Consider the following 14,575-nt stretch of genomic DNA (forward strand, 5'->3'; position numbering starts at 1 on the left):
CTCAGGCCTCTCCTAAATAGGCACGAATGACATCCGGATTGTTACGAATCTCCTCCGGCGTTCCGTTAGCCAGCGGCGTTCCCTGATTAACCACGTAAATACGATCAGAAATACCCATCACCAGCTTCATATCATGTTCAATCAGCAGCACCGACACCTTGTGTTCACCACGCAGTTCCGCAATCAGCGCGTCCAGCTCGTGGGTCTCTTTGGGGTTAAGGCCCGCCGCCGGTTCATCCAGCATCAGGATCGCCGGGCGCGTCACCATGCAGCGCGCAATCTCCAGCCGACGCTGTTGACCATAGGCCAGATTGCCCGCCTGACGGTTTGCCAGATCCAGCAGACCCACCCGCTCCAGCCAGGTTGCCGCACGATCCAGCGCCTCACTCTCACTGCGGCGAAACGCCGGCGTTTTCAGCAGGCCGGAAAACACGCCACTTTTCAGATGCTGATGCTGCGCGACCAGCAGGTTCTCAATCACGGTCATCTCACGGAACAGGCGCACGTGCTGGAAGGTCCGCACGATGCCCATTCGTGCAATCTTCTGGCCCGGCAGCCCTTCCAGATGCTGCTCACGCAACGTAATCGTGCCGCCGGTGGGTTTGTAAAAACCGGTCAGGCAGTTGAACACGGTGGTTTTGCCGGCACCGTTTGGCCCAATCAGTGAAACGATCTCCTGCGGACGCAGCTCCAGCGCCACATTGTTCACGGCTAACAGACCGCCGAAGCGCATCATCAGGCCTTCAACGGCTAATAAAGGCTGACTCATGCTTCTTCTCCTTGTTTACCGGTTCTGAGCTTCAGATGCGGACGCTTCATCGGCAACAGGCCCTGCGGACGCCAGATCATCATCAGCACCATCAGGCCACCCAGCACCAGCATGCTGTATTCATTGAGGTCGCGCATCAGCTCGCGTGACACTACCAGCAGAATGGCGGCCAGAATCACCGCAAACTGCGAACCCATCCCGCCCAGTACCACAATCGCCAGCACAAAGGCGGATTCGACAAAGGTAAAGGATTCCGGGCTGACAAAGCCCTGACGCGCCGCGAACAGACTGCCGGCAAAGCCGGCAAAGGCGGCACTGATGGTAAAGGCGGTCAGCTTAATGCGGGTCGGACTCAGGCCCAGTGAACGGCAGGCAATCTCATCTTCGCGCAGCGCTTCCCAGGCCCGGCCCAGTGGCATCCGCAGCAGCCGGTTAATGACGAACAGGGTCAGCACCACCAGCAGCAGCGCGACCAGGTAGAGGAAGATGATGCGGTCACTGGGATCGTATTTCAGCCCAAAGAAGTTGTGGAAGGTATCCCAGCCGCCTTCGCGCGGGGTACGGCCAAACTCCAGACCAAACAGCGTCGGTTTCGGGATCTGGCTGATGCCATTCGGGCCGCCGGTCAGGGCGGTATTGTTCAGCAGCAGAATACGCACGATCTCACCGAAGCCCAGCGTCACAATCGCCAGATAGTCGCCGCGCAGTCGCAGTACCGGGAAGCCCAGCAGCAGGCCAAACAGCGCCGCAATCATGCCGGAGAGCGGCAGGCACTGCCAGAAGCCAAGACCGTAATAGTGGTTCAGCAGCGCAAAGGTGTAGGCACCGATAGCGTAGAAGCCGCCATAACCCAGCACCAGAAGGCCAGAGAGTCCGACCACCACGTTTAAGCCCAGACCGAGCATCACGTAGATCAGCGTCATGGTAGCGATATCAACGGTGCCGCGTGACACCAGGAAAGGCCAGGCGACTGCGGCGATAATCATCACCGTCATCACCAGCTTCTGCTTCGGCGTCGAGCCATCCAGACCGGGCAACACCAGTGCCGGGCCAGACACTTTCTTCAGGCTGCTCTGCCACACCGGACGCAGCAACTGGAACAGAAACACCACCGCACAGCCTGCGGCGATCCAGTTCCAGCGCACGCTACCGGCGTTCTGCACCACCAGATTCGTGCCGTCCAGATTCAGGCGCAAACCCATAAAGAAGGTGGCCAGCACCAGCAGCATCAGGGAGGAAATCAGGGCATTGATAAAAGAGGTCTTCATACTTTTTCGACCTCCGGACGCCCCAGAATGCCGGTCGGCATCACCAGCAGCACCACAATCAGCAGGGCAAACGAAACCACATCTTTATATTCCGTGCTGAGATAGGCTGACGTCAGCGCTTCAGCGATACCCAGCACCAGTCCGCCAATCATCGCGCCAGGAATACTGCCAATTCCGCCCAGCACTGCGGCGGTAAAGGCTTTCATGCCCGCCATAAAGCCAATGAAGGGGTTGATCGAACCGTAGAACTGGCCCAGCAGCACGCCTGCGACTGCCGCCATTGCGGCCCCGATCACAAAGGTCAGCGAGATCACGCGGTCGGTGTTAATGCCCAGCAGGCTGGCCATTTTCAGGTCTTCCGCGCAGGCGCGACAGGCGCGGCCCATGCGGGAGTAACGAATAAAGGTTGTCAGCGCCAGCATCGCCAGGAAGGTCACCACCCAGATTACGATCTGCATGGTGGAAATGGTGGCGGCAAACCCGTTGCTCTCACCGACCGTCCACTGTCCGGTGATCAGGCTCGGCAGCGCCAGGTCGCGTGAGCCCTGTGTCAGGCTGACGTAGTTTTGCAGGAATATCGACATCCCGATGGCGGAGATCAGCGCAATCAGACGCTTGGATGAACGCACAGGCCGGTAGGCGACGCGCTCAATGCTCCAGCCGTAGGCGCTGGAGATAATGACCGCCATCACGAAGCCAGCTGCAATCATCAGCCAGGTGGTGTCGATGCCCATCATCATCAGGGCGGCAATCACGATAAAGGAGACATAGCTACCGATCATGTAGACTTCGCCGTGCGCGAAGTTAATCATGCCGATAATGCCGTAAACCATGGTGTAACCGATGGCGATCAGCGCGTAGGTGCTACCCAGGGTCACACCATTAAACATCTGCTGAATAAAATAGAGGAACTGCTCGGACATACCTTGACCCTTACTTAACCGATCGCAGGCGATCGGGGTACAAAAAACGCCTGGCAGACGAGCACCAGGCGTTCGTGTCGCTGGTCAGGGAAAACCGGTTATCCGGCTTCCCGCTCACCACAAAACAGCCTGGTTTACTTCACAGCGGTCGAGGTGCCATCGGCATGCCATTTGAAGACGCCGAATTCAAAGCCCTTGAGATCGCCCTTCTCATCCCAGTTCAGGTTGCCCATCACGGTTGGCACCGCTGCGCCTTCCTTGAGGTTTTTCACGATAGCGTCCGGCTCCGCGCTCTTGCTGCGCTCCATACCGGTTGCCAGCGATTGCAGAGCTGCATAGGTGGTCCAGACGAACGGGCCGGTTGGATCCAGTTTCTTCGCTTTCAGCGCGTCAACGATCGGTTTGTTGGTTTCAACCTGGTCGTAGCGTTTCGGCAGGGTCACCAGCATGCCTTCAGAAGCCGCACCGGCGATGTTCGACAGTGAGGCGTTACCCACACCTTCTGGTCCCATAAACTGGGTTTTCAGGCCAGCAGCACGTGCCTGACGCACGATCTGGCCCATTTCCGGGTAGTAGCCGCCGAAATAGACGAAATCGACGTTCTCTTTCTTAAAGCGCGCCACCAGGGTAGAGAAATCTTTGTCACCTGCGGTGATCCCTTCAAACATGACGATGTTCGCGCCCTGCTTTTTCAGGCTCTCCTGCACGGAACGCGCCAGACCTTCGCCATACTGCTGTTTGTCATGCACCACGGCGATACGCTGCGGTTTCAGCTCGCTCATTACATATTTCGCGGCAGTCGGTCCCTGATCGGAGTCGAGACCAGTGGTACGCATAATCAGTTTATAGCCACGGGAAGTCAGGTCAGGTGCGGTCGCGGCCGGGGTGATCATCAGCACGCCTTCATCTTCATAGATGTCAGACGCAGGCTGGGTGGAAGAAGAACAAAGGTGGCCGATGACGTAATGAATGCCGTCGTTAATCACCTTGTTCGCGACCGCAACCGCCTGTTTCGGGTCACAGGCGTCGTCATATTTCACCGCCACCAGCTTGTTGCCGTTAACACCACCTTTGGCATTGATATCTTCAATCGCCTGCGTTGCGCCGGCAAACTGCATGTCGCCGTACTGCGCTACCGGACCTGACATTGCGCCGACAATGGCCACTTTGATATCTTCAGCCAGCGCCGCATGGCTCATCGCCAGTGCTACACATCCCGCCAGTAATGCGCGACCTTTCATTTTCATCCTGACTACCCCATTTGTTTTGTCGTGTATGTTGTGAGTGCTTGCGTTGCCAGATAAAGTCGAAAACTGATTAATGATGAATGAGTTAGCGTACTTTTCTGACATTTATTAGTAATAAGGCTTTATTTTTCAGGTTATTAAACAGGAAGTTTCTTCTGTAAATCAACTGACACATTCAGAATTGACCGGGTTAAACAGCATAATACACTGGATGCAACGGCCGGTTTATGACCACTTTGCCAGCGTGTTATGCTGGATTGATCGCCCGCCATCCCGGTTTACTCCTATTATCCTGGCACCCGGGCCATCTTTTGACCTGTTTTATTGCTGAAAATGTGGTGGCACTCTGGTTGTATACTTTCGCTACACTTTCCCCTTTTTTAGAGGTTTTTGTTATGAAGCTCACTATCCAGCGCCTGACCGCGCTGACGCCGCAGGACCGCATTGATCTTGGCAAAGTCTGGCCGGATCTGGAGATGGAAAAACTGGAACAGGGTTTAAGTGAGTCTCACCGTCTTTACGCGGCGCGTTTTAACGACCGTCTGCTGGCGGGTTTGCAGCTGGAAATCTCCGGCATCCACGGCAAGGTTCACCGGCTGGCGGTGCGTGATGTCACCCGGCGACGCGGGGTAGGACAATATTTGCTGGAAGAAACGATCAGACAAAATGGTTCAATCGCGGACTGGTGGATTGCCGATGATGGCAGTGACGATCAGCAGGTACGCGCGGCATTTATGCAGGCATGTGGCTTCAGGGCGCAGAGTGACGGCTGGATACGGGCGGCAGATTAGCCAGACGCAGAAAACAAAAAGGGCGACATCATCTGTCGCCCCTTAAGGTGTTGAAGTGCATTACGCTTCAATCGCCATACGCAGTTTCTTCATGGCGTTCTTTTCCAGCTGTCGGACACGTTCGGCGGATACGCCGTATTGATCGGCCAGCTCCTGCAGCGTGGTTTTATTGTCTTCGTCCAGCCAGCGGGCGCGAATGATGTGCTGGCTGCGCTCATCCAGACCTTCCATCGCATAGCTCAGCTTGTCAGCCGCGTGCGCATCCCAGTTGTCCTCTTCGATGCCATCGGCAAAGTCAGAGGTTTTATCCTGCAGATACAGCACCGGTGCCATAGAACGGCCTTCGCTGCTCTCGTCGTCGGCAGACATATCAAAGGTCATATCCTGCGCGGCCATACGCGATTCCATTTCGCGTACGTCTTTGCTGCTTACGCCCAGCTCGCGCGCAACCATCTCGACTTCGTCCTGATTGAACCAGCCCAGACGCTGCTTGGTTTTACGCAGGTTAAAGAACAGCTTACGCTGTGCTTTGGTGGTCGCGACTTTCACGATACGCCAGTTACGCAACACGTATTCGTGAATCTCCGCTTTAATCCAGTGCACGGCGAATGAAACCAGACGCACGCCCACTTCAGGGTTGAAGCGACGTACCGCTTTCATCAGGCCGATGTTACCTTCCTGGACCAGGTCAGCCTGTGGCAGACCGTAGCCGGAGTAATTACGAGCGATATGAACTACAAAGCGTAGGTGTGACAGGATCAGCGTCTTTGCTGCTTCCAGATCGCCCTGGTAATGCAGCCGTTCAGCCAACGCTTTTTCCTCTTCAGCCGAGAGCATCGGCCAGGTATTCGCAGCCCGGACGTAAGACTCCAGGTTGCCAAGAGGAGCAATAGCTAAAGTTTGCATTTCTTTGGTCATTCAAACCCTCACAAATTCAGTGGAATTGCCGCACATTTCCCTGCGCAGACGATACATTACGTCAACGTCGCGCGAGATCCGAAAGCAATCTGTGCTACTTAGAGTGATAAAGTTATCCACAAGTTCAATTATAGCAGTGAATATTTTACACACAGATGACAGGAAGGGAAGAGGGGGAAAATCCTCTGCACCCACCATCGGTAGCAGAGGACCATTATAACAAAAAAATGTTGCAGGCGTTTACTGCGGCGTAAATCGACGTAAATGTTGTACCGTCGCCAGCCAGGCAGCCACCCAACCGATGATGGCCGCAATCATCAGCAGCAGTAATGCTTCATCCCAGGAGAAGCCTTCCAGCGAGAAGGTGGTACCGAATACCGTTGCCACACTGGCAACGACCGACTGCAGACGCAGCACCAGCACTTCCGACAGCAGCAGCGACAGCACCGCCCCACTGAAGCCCAGCAGCGCCCCGCCGTAGAGGAACGGACGCAGGATAAAGCCATCGGTGGCACCAATCAGCTTCTGCACATTAATGGTGTCGCGTCGGGCAAAGATGCTGAGGCGGACGCTGTTACCGATCACCAGGAACACCGCCACAATCATCAGCACGCCAATCATTGAGGCAATCTGCCCCACCAGCCCGGTCAGGGCCGCCAGCCGCGCAAACCAGCTGTCATCCATTCGCACTTCATCCACGCCCTGCACTTTGCTCACCCGATCGCGCAGGCTCTGCATGGTGTCTGAGTTCTGGAAGTTGAGCTTAGGCGTGATGATGGCCACCGCAGGCAGCGGATTCTGCTCCAGCATATCCATTGCGCCACCAAAGCCTGACCAGTTACGGAATTCGTTCAGCGCCTCTTCCCGCGTCAGGTAGTTGACGTTATCCACGCCTTCAACCTGCCTGAGCTGTGCCACCACGTTTTCTGCCGCCGTGTCATCCAGCGTTTTAGAGAGATAAACGGTCAACTGCGGTGCCGGATACCACTGCGTGGCCGCCTGGCTGACGTTTTTCCACACCATGTAGCAGACGCTGGGCAACGTCAGGGAAATGGCGATGACCATCACCGTCAGCAGCGTCGCCAGCGGCTGACGCCACATATCAGAAAGCGTTCCGCGCAGCGCATAGCGCCACTGCTCCTGCCAGCCGCCTTTCAGCGCTTTACTTTTTGACTTCGACGGCTGCTTCGCTTTCGGTGCAGCCGGACGTTTAATACGTTTATTGACCATCGTGGCCTCCGTGCAGACGACCCTGATTCAGCGTCATCATCCGATAGTTGCGTCGGGCGATCAGGCCGCTGTCATGCGTTGCCATCAGGACGGTGACGCCGACGCGGTTGAACTCTTCGAACAGGCGCAGAATGTCTTCTGACAGCGCGTCGTCAAGGTTACCGGTCGGTTCATCGGCCAGCAGCACGGCCGGCTTGTTCACCACCGCACGGGCGATGCCCACACGCTGCTGTTCACCGCCCGAAAGCTGAATCGGAAAACTTTTTGCTTTGTCGAGCAGGCCCACTTTATCCAGCGCCGCCGAGACGCGACGACGGATATCCTCGCCGCTGGCACCGGAAATAATCAGCGGGATCGCCACATTGTCATAAACTGACCGATCCATCAGCAGGTGGTGATCCTGGAAGATCATGCCAATCTGACGACGCAGGAAAGGCACCTCACTGTTACGCAGCCGGGAAATGTCATGACCGCTGAACCAGATTTTTCCGGCACTTGGGCGCTCAATGCCACAAATCAGCTTCAGCAAGGTACTTTTACCGGCACCGGAGTGGCCGGTCAGAAACGCCATTTCGCCGGGACGCAGATGAAAATCTACCCCCTGCAGCGCCTGACGTCCGCCGAGATATGCCTTACTGACCTCTTCAAAGCGAATCATCCTAATTAGTCCTCTCGGGCAAACAGTGCCTCAATAAAATCTTCCGCCTTAAACGGCCGTAAATCTTCAATGCCTTCACCAACGCCGATGTAGCGAATCGGAATACCGAACTGGTCGGCCACCGAGAAGATCACGCCGCCTTTGGCGGTGCCATCCAGCTTGGTGAGCGCAATACCGGTCAGGCCGACGGCTTCATTAAACAGTCGGGCCTGGCTGACCGCATTCTGTCCGGTGCTGGCATCCAGCGTCAGCATCACTTCGTGAGGCGCGGAATCGTCCAGCTTTTTCATCACGCGGGTGATTTTTTTCAGCTCTTCCATCAGGTGCGATTTGTTCTGCAGACGACCAGCAGTATCCGCAATCAGCACGTCAACGCCACGCGACTTCGCGGCCTGAATGGCATCGAAGATCACCGAAGCGGAATCTGCGCCGGTGTGCTGCGCAATCACCGGAATATTATTACGCTGGCCCCACACCTGCAGCTGCTCAACCGCCGCGGCGCGGAAGGTATCACCGGCCGCTAACATCACGGACTTGCCCTCGGCCTGATACTGGCGTGCCAGCTTACCGATGGTGGTGGTTTTACCCACGCCATTGACGCCCACCATCAGGATGACAAACGGCGTTTTGCCTGAGACATCCAGTGGTGCATCCACTTTCGCCAGAATCGAGGCCATCTCTGCTTTCAGCAGGCCATAGAGCGCTTCCGCGTCACGCAACTGCTTGCGGTTTGCCTGCTGGGTGAGGTTGGTGATGATGCGGCGCGTGGTATCCACGCCCACATCAGCAATCAGCAACTGCTCTTCCAGCTCGTCAAACAGGTCATCATCAATCTTTTTGCCACGGAACAGGCTGACAAAACCGGAACCGAGGTTCTGACGGGTTTTGACCAGGCTGCGCTTCAGGCGGGCAAAGAAACCCTCTTTGCCGGGACGCTCCTGCTCCTGCACGATGAGCGGCGCGGCGGCCAGCGGCAGATCGCTGACGGTGTCGGATACTGTGTCTGCCTGTTCTGCTTCAGCGTCATCCAGTGCCAGTGCGGTCAGCTCTTCCTCAGTCAGCGGCGCGTCTGCTTCGCTATCCTGCGTTTCAGCGATCGCTGCGTCATCCCGTACCTGTGGCGTAAGCACTTCGCTGCTTGACGATGCTTCGCTGTGCGGGGTTTCGACGATCTCTGCATCGCCTAGCGCCAGCGCCGTCAGCTCCTCTTCGCTTAACGGTGCATCGGTTTCGCTGTGCGGAATGTCAACGATCTCTGCGTCACCGAGCGCCAGTGCCGTCAGTTCCTCTTCACTTAACGGCGCGTCTGCGGGTTCCGCGTCAGCGATCGGCGTGACCACATCGTCGGCGTCAATGACCGGCGTCGCGTCATGTTCAGGTGCGGCAACCTCCAGTAACGCTTCAGGGTCGGCCTCAATCGGCTCAGCCTCATCCAGCACCGCAGGTGCTGACTCATGCGGCGCTGCCGCAGTGACTTCCGCCTCACGCTGCTGTCCGGCCACCGTTTCGGTGATGACGACAGTCTCTTCCGCTTGTGCTTCAGCCTGGCTTAATGCCGGGGCTTCCTGTTCTGTCTGCTGCTGTGCGGGTTCAGCGACCTCGGATGACTGCTCCTCCGCTGCAGGTTGTTTCTCTTCCTCTTTGCCAAATCCCAGCCAGGAAAAAAAGCCACGTTTTTTCTCTTTTGCCATTGTGTGACGACACTCCTCGATGGCTTTGTCCCGGTCGCGCGTGGTTTCCAGGGGTAAATCAATGAAATTGGTCAGCGCCAGACCGGCGTAAACCGCAGAATAATGCATGACTTCAGCAACTCAGTAGTCTAACACTTTCCAGCCAGCTCACCACAGCACCCTTTTTTAACGTTTCTTCTCACCGATTCGCCCGTTAAACTACGCAACAAATTATGACGAGTTGTGAGCAAGATGAATAAAAACCCCCGCAGTACAGGCGGTGCCGGGCAGATTCGAATCATTGGCGGTCAGTGGCGCGGACGCAAATTGCCGGTGCCAGACAGCGCCGGACTGCGCCCCACCACCGATCGGGTACGTGAGACGCTGTTTAACTGGCTGGCCCCGGTGCTGCCAGAGGCGCGCTGCCTTGATTGCTTTGCCGGTAGCGGCGCATTAGGACTGGAAGCGCTGTCGCGTTACGCGGGATCGGCGACGCTACTGGAACTGGAACGTCCGGTGGCACAGCAGTTAACAAAAAATCTGCAGACGCTGCGCGCCACGAATGGCACCGTGGTTCAGACCAATACGCTAAACTGGCTGGCACAGGCGGGTACACCCTTTGATGTGGTGTTTATTGATCCCCCGTTTCGTCAGGGATTGCTGGAGCAGACGCTACAGCTGCTGGAGCAGAATAACTGGCTGGCCGATCAGGCGCTGATTTACGTCGAAAGTGAAGTGGAAAATGGCGCACCACCGGTGCCGCCTGAGTGGGATCTTTATCGCGAGAAAATAGCCGGACAAGTGGCTTATCGTTTGTATCAACGTCAACAGGAGACGCAGGATGTTACTTAATTTAGGGCGTCTGTTGATGCTATGCGTGTGGGGATTTTTACTGGCTAATCTGGTCCATCCCTACCCGAAGCCACTGACTTATTTTATCAACGTTGCACTGATCTTCATGATCCTGATGCATGGTCTGCAACTGGTATTACTGCGCACGACGCAGACCAAAGATGCACCGCCTATTGACCGCGTGACTCAGGCGAAAGTGTTTCTGTTTGGCGTGTTTGAACTGGTTGCCTGGCAGAAGAAAAACTTCCCACGCAAAAAGTAGTGTCGGGCGGGCGCAACGCCCGCCTTACTGCATGGGCGTGAAGCTGATAAAGCGCGTGCCCTGCATCTTCAGCTCCCCTCTCGCGCCTTTATCCAGCTGATGATACTCCCCCTCTTTAAGCTGCACTTTAATGTCGCTGTCACCGTTCAGCGGATGAAACAACACCTCATACCGCATCTCTTCCCCGGCGATGACTTCACGCTGCCGTGATCGACGATTGGGTGAAGGAAACTCACGTTTGGTTTTGACCTCAGCCTGCAGAGCACGCGTGGGGGAAGCGTCATTCACCGCAGCCTCACGCCGTTGCTTAATGAACTGACGACTCGCCAGCACGGCAATAATCGCCAGAACGATGATAAAGATTAACGGTGGTTTGCTCATAGCGCTCTCATGCCTGTTAAATCAGGCGGCAAAGCATACAACCAGAGTTGCCTGATTGTCACATCTCAGAGGCTTAACCTAAACTGGAAGTGATATTTTGGGATCTTTTACCATTTGAATAAAAAAGGGAGAAACAATGCTCTGGTCTTTCCTCGCTGTACTTTTCTCCGGCTGGCTCTATGTCGATGCCACCTATCGCGGCCCTCAGTGGCAACGCTGGCTGTTTAAGCCCGTCACGCTGCTGCTGCTGGTCGGACTCGCCTGGCAGGCTCCGGTGCTGCAAACCACGGACTATCTGATTCTGGCCGGTCTGGTTGCGACGCTGGTCGGTGATGCGTTAACGCTGCTGCCACGTCAGCAGATGCTCTATGCCGTCGGGGCGTTCTTCCTGTCGCACCTGCTCTATACGCTCTGCTTCGCCGCCAGTATGACCATGACCTTCTTCTGGCCGATTCCGCTGACGCTGCTCATCATCGGTGCCGCCCTGGTTGGCATCATCTGGAGCCGACTGGAGGATCTGCGCTGGCCTGTCTGCACCTTTATTGGCATGACGGTAGTGATGACCTGGATAGCGACCGAGCAGTACTTCTTCCGCCCGACCGATTACAGCTTCTCTATCATGGTCGGTGCCGGTCTGCTGCTGCTGGCCAACGCGGTCTGGTTTATCTCGCACTATCGTCGTCGCTTCAGTGCTGACAGCGCGATTGTGGCCGCCTGCTACTTTGCCGGTCACTTTATGATCGTGCGTTCACTGTGGGTCGTCTGAGAAATTAGTCTTGACTCTGGAGTTCACTCCAGAGTGTAGGATAAGGGATGGGCAGCGTTGCTCATCCCGCGACTCTTACACTCCGGAGGTCATATGCATCAACATCACGCCTGTGGCTGCGGCAAACCGCGTGCCAGCCACGCCGCAGCAAAACCGCTGTGCCAGGTTCGTCAGGCCCGTCCACTCTCTCTTTCTATTCATGCTGCTACGCCCGTGACGGCGGATACGGCAGGCTGCTGCTGTGACGGCAACAGCAGCCCTGGCAATGAGGCCAACACTGCTGAGGAAAGCGACCGGCGAGGTTCCTGTCACTTTAGCTGGCAGGTCAGCGGCATGGATTGTCCGGGCTGCGCCCGCACCATTGAAACCGCCGTACGCCAGATAAGCGGCATAACCGACGCACGTGTGCTGTTCAGCAGCGAGAAGCTGGTGGTTAACGCTGATAACGATGTACAAAGCGCCGTTGAACAGGCGGTAAAAAAAGCCGGTTTCCAGCTTGTTACACCCTCGGAGACGCCGTCCGCAAGCTCGCGCGGGCAGCAGAACCGGATACTGATGTTACTGGCGCTGCTGGTGCTCGCCAGCAGCGTACTCAGCCACTTCGCACCCGCCTGGGGCGATCGGCTGTTTGTACTGACCACCCTGGTCGGCCTGGTCCCGGTCGCGCGCGGTGCCTGGCAGCGTCTGCGCAGCGGATCGCCTTTTACCATTGAGACATTAATGACGCTGGCGTCGGCAGGCGCGCTAATCATTGGCGCACATGCTGAAGCCGCCATGGTGCTGGTGCTGTTTCAACTGGGTGAACAGCTGGAAAGCTATGCTGCCTCCAGGGCACGCAGCGGCGTCACCAGCCTGATGGCGTTGCGGCCTGAATCGGCGATTCGCCTGGAACAGGGCAAACGCAGTGAGGTGCCACTGGCGGCGCTGCAACCGGGTGATGTGATTGAAGTCGCGGCGGGCAGCCGTTTGCCAGTCGATGGCCGTTTAATCAGCCCGCTCGCCAGTTTCGATGAGAGTGCACTGACCGGTGAGTCACTGCCGGTCACCCGCGCCAGCGGTGAAGAAATCATGGCCGGTGCCACCAGCGTTGACCGGCTGGTAACGCTGGAGGTGGTATCGAAACCGGGGGAAAGCGCGATTGACCGTATCCTGCAGCTGATTGAGGAAGCGGAAACGCACCGTGCGCCGGTTGAACGCTTTATCGACCAGTTCAGCCGCATCTACACGCCGCTGGTGATGCTGCTGTCGCTGCTGGTGATGGTCGTGCCACCCCTGCTCTTCGCAGGCGACTGGCAGCCGTGGATCTATAAAGGACTGACCCTGCTGCTGATTGGCTGCCCCTGCGCACTGGTGATCTCTGTGCCAGCCGCGATTACCTCCGGGCTGGCTGCGGCAGCGCGTCAGGGGGCGCTGATTAAAGGTGGTGCGGCGCTGGAACGCCTGAGTTCGCTGCGCAGGATGGCCTTTGATAAAACCGGCACGCTGACGCTGGGTAAGCCGCAGCTGACGCAGATCCTGCGGTTTGGCCCAGCCAGCGAGTCAGAGATGCTGGTGTTAAGCGCCGCTGCGGAACAGGGTGCGACCCATCCGCTGGCCAGCGCTATTGTGTCGGCCGCGCAGGCACGTAACCTGGTGATTCCTGACGCGCAGGATCAGCAGGTGCAGGCGGGACGCGGCATCTGTGCGCAGGTCTCAGGCCAGCAGATTCAGCTACTGACGCCAGGCCATACGCCCGGTCTGACGCCGGAACAAAGCGCGCAGATTGCGCAGCAGGAAGCTGAAGGTGAAACGCTGGTGGTATTAATGCGCGATGGTGAGGCGCTCGGTGCGCTGGCCCTGCGCGATCAGCTGCGTGACGATGCCGTGGAGGCGTTAAGGGCGCTGAAAAAGCTGGGTATTGAGAGCCTGATGCTGACCGGCGATAACCCGCGCGCCGCAGCAACGATTGCCCGCCAGCTGGATATTGATTATCGCGCCAGTCTGCTTCCTGCCGATAAAGTCGCGGCGATTCGTGAACTGAGTCAGCAGCAGCCGCTGGCGATGGTCGGAGATGGTATTAACGACGCGCCGGCGATGAAAGCGGCGACGCTGGGCATTGCGATGGGTAGCGGCACCGATGTCGCGCTGGAAGCGGCCGATGCAGCCCTGACGCGTAATCAGCTCAGCAATCTGGCACCAATGATTGCGCTGGCGCGTCGTACGCGGCGCATCATCCGCCAGAATATCGGCATTGCGCTGGGGCTGAAGGCGATTTTCCTGGTCACCACCCTGCTGGGTCTGACCGGACTCTGGCTGGCGGTGCTGGCAGATTCCGGTGCGACCGCGCTGGTCACCGCCAACGCGCTGCGGTTACTGCGTCGTCGCGCCTGAGTCAGAGGCTCTGTCTGAAGAGTGCGGTTAACGGCGGCCGGAACGGCGGCTGTTAACCGGCCATACCTTTGCGGATCAGAAACTGATAGGGCAGCGTGTCGGTCTGCTGCGCCAGCAGGCCATGCTCCATAAAGCGGCAGAAGCCGGGAATATCGCGGGTCGTTGCCGGATCATCGGCGATGATCAGTAACGTCTCGCCATCCTGCAGGCTGCGTACGGTTTTGCGCACCATCATCACCGGTTCCGGGCAACGCAGGCCACGGGCGTCCAGCTGATGGTCGGCAGAGGAAAAGGCATCGCTCATAATCAACTCGGTTCAGGTAAGGGGCGCTCATTCTAGCGCGTGCTGGCGGTGAAGCAAGGCGATAACGATTGCGGTAAAATTAACCATTGCATAAAAAGCACAACGCGGTAATATGCCGCCGCTTTTTGCTCATAAAACTGCCAGGCGCTGCCCGAACGGCGTCCCG

The 14,575-nt window shown here is 57.2% G+C and carries 15 protein-coding genes; 5 read left to right on the forward strand and 10 right to left on the reverse strand.

Annotated elements, in window-relative coordinates; genetic code table 11:
- Window position 1: 1 nt before the first annotated feature.
- From livG to F3I20_RS11155, 4 genes are all read right to left on the reverse strand, one after another.
- On the reverse strand, window positions 2-769 hold the full coding sequence (gene livG, locus F3I20_RS11140) for a high-affinity branched-chain amino acid ABC transporter ATP-binding protein LivG (protein WP_150011170.1): 768 nt from the start codon (window positions 767-769) through the stop codon (window positions 2-4).
- Window positions 766-2,037, reverse strand: a complete 1,272-nt coding sequence (locus F3I20_RS11145) for a high-affinity branched-chain amino acid ABC transporter permease LivM (RefSeq protein WP_150037552.1) — start codon at window positions 2,035-2,037, stop codon at window positions 766-768. Before F3I20_RS11145 ends, livG begins: the two co-directional genes overlap by 4 nt.
- A complete protein-coding gene (livH, locus tag F3I20_RS11150) occupies window positions 2,034-2,960 on the reverse strand; it encodes a high-affinity branched-chain amino acid ABC transporter permease LivH (protein ID WP_009087789.1) in 927 nt (308 codons plus the stop codon). Before livH ends, F3I20_RS11145 begins: the two co-directional genes overlap by 4 nt.
- Window positions 2,961-3,094: 134 nt before the next feature.
- Window positions 3,095-4,207 (reverse strand): branched-chain amino acid ABC transporter substrate-binding protein, encoded by a 1,113-nt coding sequence (locus F3I20_RS11155; protein WP_150011174.1) that lies wholly within the window; start codon window positions 4,205-4,207, stop codon window positions 3,095-3,097.
- A 395-nt stretch (window positions 4,208-4,602) separates the two neighbouring features.
- Between F3I20_RS11155 and panM the strand changes: the two genes are divergently transcribed.
- Window positions 4,603-4,998: an aspartate 1-decarboxylase autocleavage activator PanM gene (gene panM, locus F3I20_RS11160; RefSeq protein ID WP_013359346.1), complete on the forward strand. Its 396-nt coding sequence runs from the start codon at window positions 4,603-4,605 to the stop codon at window positions 4,996-4,998.
- 60 nt (window positions 4,999-5,058) lie between these two features.
- Here the strand turns inward: panM and rpoH are convergent, their stop codons facing one another.
- The 4 genes from rpoH to ftsY all read right to left on the reverse strand — a co-directional run bounded on the left by rpoH (window position 5,059) and on the right by ftsY (window position 9,495).
- On the reverse strand, window positions 5,059-5,916 hold the full coding sequence (rpoH, locus tag F3I20_RS11165; protein WP_003852201.1) for an RNA polymerase sigma factor RpoH: 858 nt from the start codon (window positions 5,914-5,916) through the stop codon (window positions 5,059-5,061).
- Between the two features lie 240 nt (window positions 5,917-6,156).
- Window positions 6,157-7,146 carry a permease-like cell division protein FtsX gene (gene ftsX / locus F3I20_RS11170; protein ID WP_150011178.1) on the reverse strand — a complete coding sequence of 330 codons (990 nt, stop codon included), beginning with the start codon at window positions 7,144-7,146 and terminating at the stop codon, window positions 6,157-6,159.
- A complete protein-coding gene (ftsE, locus tag F3I20_RS11175) occupies window positions 7,136-7,804 on the reverse strand; it encodes a cell division ATP-binding protein FtsE (RefSeq protein ID WP_128086063.1) in 669 nt (222 codons plus the stop codon). Before ftsE ends, ftsX begins: the two co-directional genes overlap by 11 nt.
- A gap of 5 nt (window positions 7,805-7,809) precedes the next feature.
- Complete coding sequence (ftsY, locus tag F3I20_RS11180) at window positions 7,810-9,495, reverse strand: signal recognition particle-docking protein FtsY (RefSeq protein ID WP_150037610.1); 1,686 nt, start codon at window positions 9,493-9,495, stop codon at window positions 7,810-7,812.
- A 231-nt stretch (window positions 9,496-9,726) separates the two neighbouring features.
- Between ftsY and rsmD the strand changes: the two genes are divergently transcribed.
- Window positions 9,727-10,326, forward strand: a complete 600-nt coding sequence (gene rsmD, locus F3I20_RS11185; RefSeq protein ID WP_150011180.1) for a 16S rRNA (guanine(966)-N(2))-methyltransferase — start codon at window positions 9,727-9,729, stop codon at window positions 10,324-10,326.
- On the forward strand, window positions 10,316-10,588 hold the full coding sequence (locus F3I20_RS11190) for a DUF1145 family protein (protein ID WP_003852192.1): 273 nt from the start codon (window positions 10,316-10,318) through the stop codon (window positions 10,586-10,588). The genes rsmD and F3I20_RS11190 overlap by 11 nt, the downstream gene beginning before the upstream one ends.
- A 24-nt stretch (window positions 10,589-10,612) precedes the next feature.
- Here F3I20_RS11190 and F3I20_RS11195 read toward each other — a convergent pair whose 3' ends face one another.
- Entirely contained in the window at window positions 10,613-10,969 is a 357-nt protein-coding gene (locus F3I20_RS11195) for a DUF2500 domain-containing protein (protein WP_150011182.1), read from the reverse strand.
- A gap of 136 nt (window positions 10,970-11,105) precedes the next feature.
- On the opposite strand from F3I20_RS11195, the gene F3I20_RS11200 reads away from it, so the two are divergent.
- Both F3I20_RS11200 and F3I20_RS11205 read left to right on the forward strand, forming a co-directional pair.
- Complete coding sequence (locus F3I20_RS11200; protein WP_150011184.1) at window positions 11,106-11,735, forward strand: lysoplasmalogenase; 630 nt, start codon at window positions 11,106-11,108, stop codon at window positions 11,733-11,735.
- A 93-nt stretch (window positions 11,736-11,828) separates the two neighbouring features.
- Entirely contained in the window at window positions 11,829-14,105 is a 2,277-nt protein-coding gene (locus tag F3I20_RS11205; protein WP_150037553.1) for a zinc/cadmium/mercury/lead-transporting ATPase, read from the forward strand.
- Window positions 14,106-14,157: 52 nt separating this feature from the next.
- On the opposite strand, the gene tusA is transcribed toward F3I20_RS11205, so the two are convergent.
- Window positions 14,158-14,409: a sulfurtransferase TusA gene (tusA, locus tag F3I20_RS11210; RefSeq protein ID WP_010253330.1), complete on the reverse strand. Its 252-nt coding sequence runs from the start codon at window positions 14,407-14,409 to the stop codon at window positions 14,158-14,160.
- Window positions 14,410-14,575 lie beyond the last annotated feature (166 nt).

This window comes from Candidatus Pantoea gossypiicola (genome assembly GCF_008632075.1).
Classification (GTDB): Bacteria; Pseudomonadota; Gammaproteobacteria; order Enterobacterales; family Enterobacteriaceae; genus Pantoea; species Pantoea gossypiicola.